At 70.7% G+C, this 4,020-nt stretch carries 3 protein-coding genes and 1 pseudogene; 2 read left to right on the top strand and 2 right to left on the bottom strand.

Features of this window, described 5'->3' with window-relative positions:
- The coding region (locus VFM98_RS18415) for an ATP-dependent helicase (protein ID WP_325111352.1) at positions 1-1,358 on the bottom strand (1,358 nt) is incomplete at its 3' end.
- A 153-nt stretch (positions 1,359-1,511) separates the two neighbouring features.
- Between VFM98_RS18415 and VFM98_RS18410 the strand changes: the two genes are divergently transcribed.
- Both VFM98_RS18410 and VFM98_RS18405 read left to right on the top strand, forming a co-directional pair.
- Positions 1,512-2,486, top strand: coding sequence for an AEC family transporter (locus tag VFM98_RS18410; protein ID WP_325111351.1), 975 nt, complete (start codon positions 1,512-1,514; stop codon positions 2,484-2,486).
- 61 nt (positions 2,487-2,547) lie between these two features.
- Positions 2,548-3,561, top strand: coding sequence for an asparaginase (locus tag VFM98_RS18405; protein ID WP_325111350.1), 1,014 nt, complete (start codon positions 2,548-2,550; stop codon positions 3,559-3,561).
- A gap of 6 nt (positions 3,562-3,567) precedes the next feature.
- Here VFM98_RS18405 and VFM98_RS18400 read toward each other — a convergent pair.
- Positions 3,568-4,020: pseudogene (locus VFM98_RS18400) on the bottom strand (hypothetical protein); the annotation flags it as partial.

The following is a 4,020-nucleotide window of genomic DNA, read 5'->3' as shown; positions in this document are numbered from 1 at the left end:
AATTCGTGCAGGCTGCCGAGGGCGCGCGCATTCAGAACCGAGGCGAGCGAGGACGAGAACAGGGCCTCGAACAGCGACAGCTTGTACTGGCTGGCGAACACGCCCAGCGACGAGAGCGTCTGGTGGCCGATGCCGCGCTTGGGCGTGGTCACCGCGCGCAGGAAGGCCGGATCGTCGTCGTTGTTGACCCACAGGCGCAGCCAGGCGCACAGGTCGCGGATCTCCGCGCGGTCGAAGAAGCTCTGGCCGCCCGAGACCTTGTAGGGGATCTGCGCCTTGCGCAGCGCCTGTTCCAGCACGCGGGCCTGGTGGTTGGCGCGGTACAGGATCGCGAAGTCCTTCCAGTCCTTGCCGCCGCCGTTGGCGCGGATCGACTGGATGCGCGCCACGGCGCGCTCGGCCTCGTGCTCCTCGTTGTCGCAGTCGACCACGCGCACCGGTTCGCCTTCGCCCAGCTCCGAGAACAGGGTCTTGGGGAACAGCTTCGGATTCGGCTGGATGACGTTGTTGGCCGCGCGCAGGATGGCGCTGGTGGAGCGGTAGTTCTGCTCCAGCTTGATGACCTTCAGGCCCGGATAGTCCTGCGGCAGCTTGCGCAGGTTGTCCAGCGTGGCGCCGCGCCAGCCGTAGATCGACTGGTCGTCGTCGCCCACGGCGGTGAAGCGCCCGCGCTCACCCACCAGCAGCTTCAGCAGCTCGTACTGGGTGGCGTTGGTGTCCTGGTATTCGTCCACCAGCACGTGCCCGAGCTTGCGCTGCCACTTCTCGCGCACTTCGTCGAAGTCGCGCAGCAGCTTCAGCGGCAGCCCGATCAGGTCGTCGAAGTCCACGCTCTGGTAGGCCGCGAGGCGCTCCTCGTAGCGCGCCATGATGGTGGCGGTGACGCGTTCGTTGTCGTCCTTGGCCTGCGCCAGCGCCTGGGCGGCGTTGAGGCCCACGTTCTTCCACAGGCTGATCGCCCACTGCCACTGGCGCGCGGTGGCCGCGTCGGTGGTGCCGCCGGCGTCCTTCAGGATGCTGGTGACGTCGTCGGAATCGAGGATCGAGAACTGCGGCTTCAGCCCCAGCACCTTGCCGTCCTCGCGCAGCAGGCGCACGCCCAGCGCGTGGAAGGTGCAGATCACCAGGTCCTTGGCGGGTTTGCCCACCAGCGACTTGGCGCGCTCGCGCATCTCCGCCGCGGCCTTGTTGGTGAAGGTGATGGCCGCGATGCGGTTGGCCTCCAGCCCGGTCTGGATCAGCCGCGCGATCTTGTGCGTGATGACGCGCGTCTTGCCCGAGCCCGCGCCGGCCAGCACGAGGCAGGGACCATGCAGGTAGTTGACGGCTTCTTGCTGGGCGAGGTTGAGTCCGGACATTCGGGTACTGCGGGAGAGGGCGAATCATACGGGCGATGGGGCCTGGCGGCCGGCAAGACCCGGCGCGTTGCCCAGGCACGACGGGGGCCGCTTGACAGCTCCGGGCAAGCCTGCAGCCCCGGGCCCGGCCCCGCGTTCGCGACAATACGGCCCGTGCTCGCCGTCCTGCAGGTCACCTTCCCGTTTTTCGCCCTCGTGCTCGCGGGCTACATTGCCGCGCGCCGCCGCATGCTGCCTTTCGAGGCCATCGGCGGGCTGAACGGCTTCGTGCTGTATTTCGCGCTGCCCTGCCTGCTTTACCGCTTCGGCGCCAACACTCCGATCGCGCAGATGCTCGATCCCGCGGGGCTGGTGCTGTGGCTCGCCTGCGCGTTGCTGATGGTGGCCGGCACCGTGAAATTCAGCATGAACGCGCGCATCCGCTGGAACGACGCCTCCTTCGGCGCGCTGGTGGCCGCCTTTCCCAACACCGGCTTCATGGGCGTGCCGTTGCTGGTGGCGCTGCTCGGGCCGCGCGCGGCCGGGCCGGCGATCCTCACGATCCTGATCGACCTGGTGATCACGAGCTCGCTGTGCATTGCACTCTCGCGCCTCGATGGGGCGGACCAGCACGGCGCCCGCGAAGCGGCCAGGAAGGCGCTCAAGGGCGTGGCGCTCAACCCGATGCCGTGGTCGATCCTGCTCGGGGGCCTGGCTTCGGCGATCGGGCGCAAGCCGGTCGCACCGATCATGGACACGATCGGGCTGCTGGCCGACGCGGCCTCGCCGGTGGCGCTGTTCACCATCGGCGCGGTGCTGGCGCGCTCGCAGGCCGTGGCTGCCGCCGGCGAGCACGGGCCGATGCCGGCGCGCGATTTCGTGCCGGTGGCGCTGGCGAAGCTGGTGCTGCATCCCCTGCTGGTCTGGGGCCTGGGCATGGCGATGCGCGCCGCGGGCCTGCCGCTCGATCCCTTCGCCCTGAGCGTGATGGTGCTGGTGGCGGCCCTGCCCAGCGCCAGCAACGTCTCGCTGCTGGCGGAACGCTTCGGGGCCGACACGGGCCGCATCGCGCGCATCATCCTGCTCACCACCGCGGCCGCCTTCCTCACCTTCTCGGGCGCGGTGGCGCTGCTGCAGCCAGGGCGGTGAGGGCGGCATCGCCGGCCCGGCAAGCCGTCACGCCAGGCGCCGCCCGGCGCACAATGCATGCATGACCTCGCTGGTCCCCTTGGTCGAAACCTTCCGCGGCGGCACGCGCGAGTGCGTGCACTTCGGCGCCGTGGTGCTCGCGGGCGCGCACGGCGAGGTGCTCGCGCATGCGGGGGACCCGCAGTGGCTCACCTTCACCCGCTCCACGCTCAAGCCGCTGCAGGCGCTGCCCTTCGTGCAGGGCGGGGGCGTGCGCCACTTCGGGCTGACGAGCGCCAACCTCGCCCTGCTGTGCGCCAGCCACAGCGGCGAAGCGATGCACGTCGAGCAGGTGGACCAGATCCTGGCCAAGGCGGGCGTGGGCTACAAGCGCCTGCAGTGCGGCTGCCACGTCCCTTACTACGCGGAGCTGGGAGGCTGGCCGCCGCCGGCGCCGGGCAGCTACGACGAGCGCCACCACAACTGCAGCGGCAAGCACAGCGGCTTCCTGGCCTGGTGCGTGCAGCACGGCCAGCCGCTCGAAACCTACCTGGAGCCCTCGCATCCGCTGCAGCAGGCGATCCGCGCCACGGTGGCCGAGGCGGTGGGGCTGCAGCAGCACCGGCTCGCCATGGGCATCGACGGCTGCTCGGCCCCGAACTACGCCATGCCGCTGGCGCATCTCGCGCGCGGCTACGCGCGGCTGGCCACCGGCGCGCGCGACACGCGCTTCGGCGCCAGCTTCGCGCTGATCGCCGAGGCCATGACGGCGCACCCGGAGCTGGTTTCCGGCACCGGCCGCAACGACCTGGCCTTCATGCAGGCCGGCCGCGGCGACTGGGTGACGAAAGTCGGCGCCGAGGGCGTGCAGGTGGTGGCGAGCCGCAGCCGCGGCCAGGCGCTCGCACTCAAGATCGCCGACGGCAACAAGCTGGCGCTGCACGCCGCCACGGTGGAGGCGCTGGACCAGCTCGGTTGGCTGGACGCGCAGCAGCGCGAGGCGCTGCGGCCCTGGCGCAACCAGGTGATCACCAGCATCCGCGGCGCCCCCGTGGGCGAGCGCCGCGCCGTCTTCCGGCTGCAGGGCCGCGACTGAGCGCCCTCAGGCGGGCGCTGCCGGCGCCCCTTCCATGCGCATCAGCTCCGTGCCCGGCGTCCAGTGGTAGGTCGCCGCCACCGTCTCCGAGGGCGAGCCGCCGGCGTTGATCGCCTCGCGATACTTGCGCGAGGAGGCCGGCTCCTGCGCCTCGTCCACGAAGTCGGTGCGGTCCTTGCGCAGCTGCACCTCGGTCTCGACCACCTTGCGCACGAACTCGCGCTGGCTCTTGAAGGGGATGCCGGGCGGCAGCGTGCCGTCGCCCAGCACTTCGGCCGGATCGCGCCGCTCGACGTCCTTGAACAGCTTCATCGCGGCCTGCAGGTGGCCCAGCTCGCAGTCCAGGAAGCGCTCCCACATCGCCTTGATGCGCGGGTTGGTCTCCTGCTCGGCGCAGGCGCTGTAGTTCCAGACCTCGGTGGCCTCGCAGATCAGCAGCTTCTCCAGCAGCGACTCGTC

It is taken from the genome of Ramlibacter sp. (assembly GCF_035706265.1).
In the GTDB taxonomy this organism is placed as follows: domain Bacteria; phylum Pseudomonadota; class Gammaproteobacteria; order Burkholderiales; family Burkholderiaceae_C; genus Ramlibacter.
The sequence above is the reverse complement of the archived record's forward strand: the minus strand, read 5'-3'. Positions and strand labels throughout refer to the sequence as shown.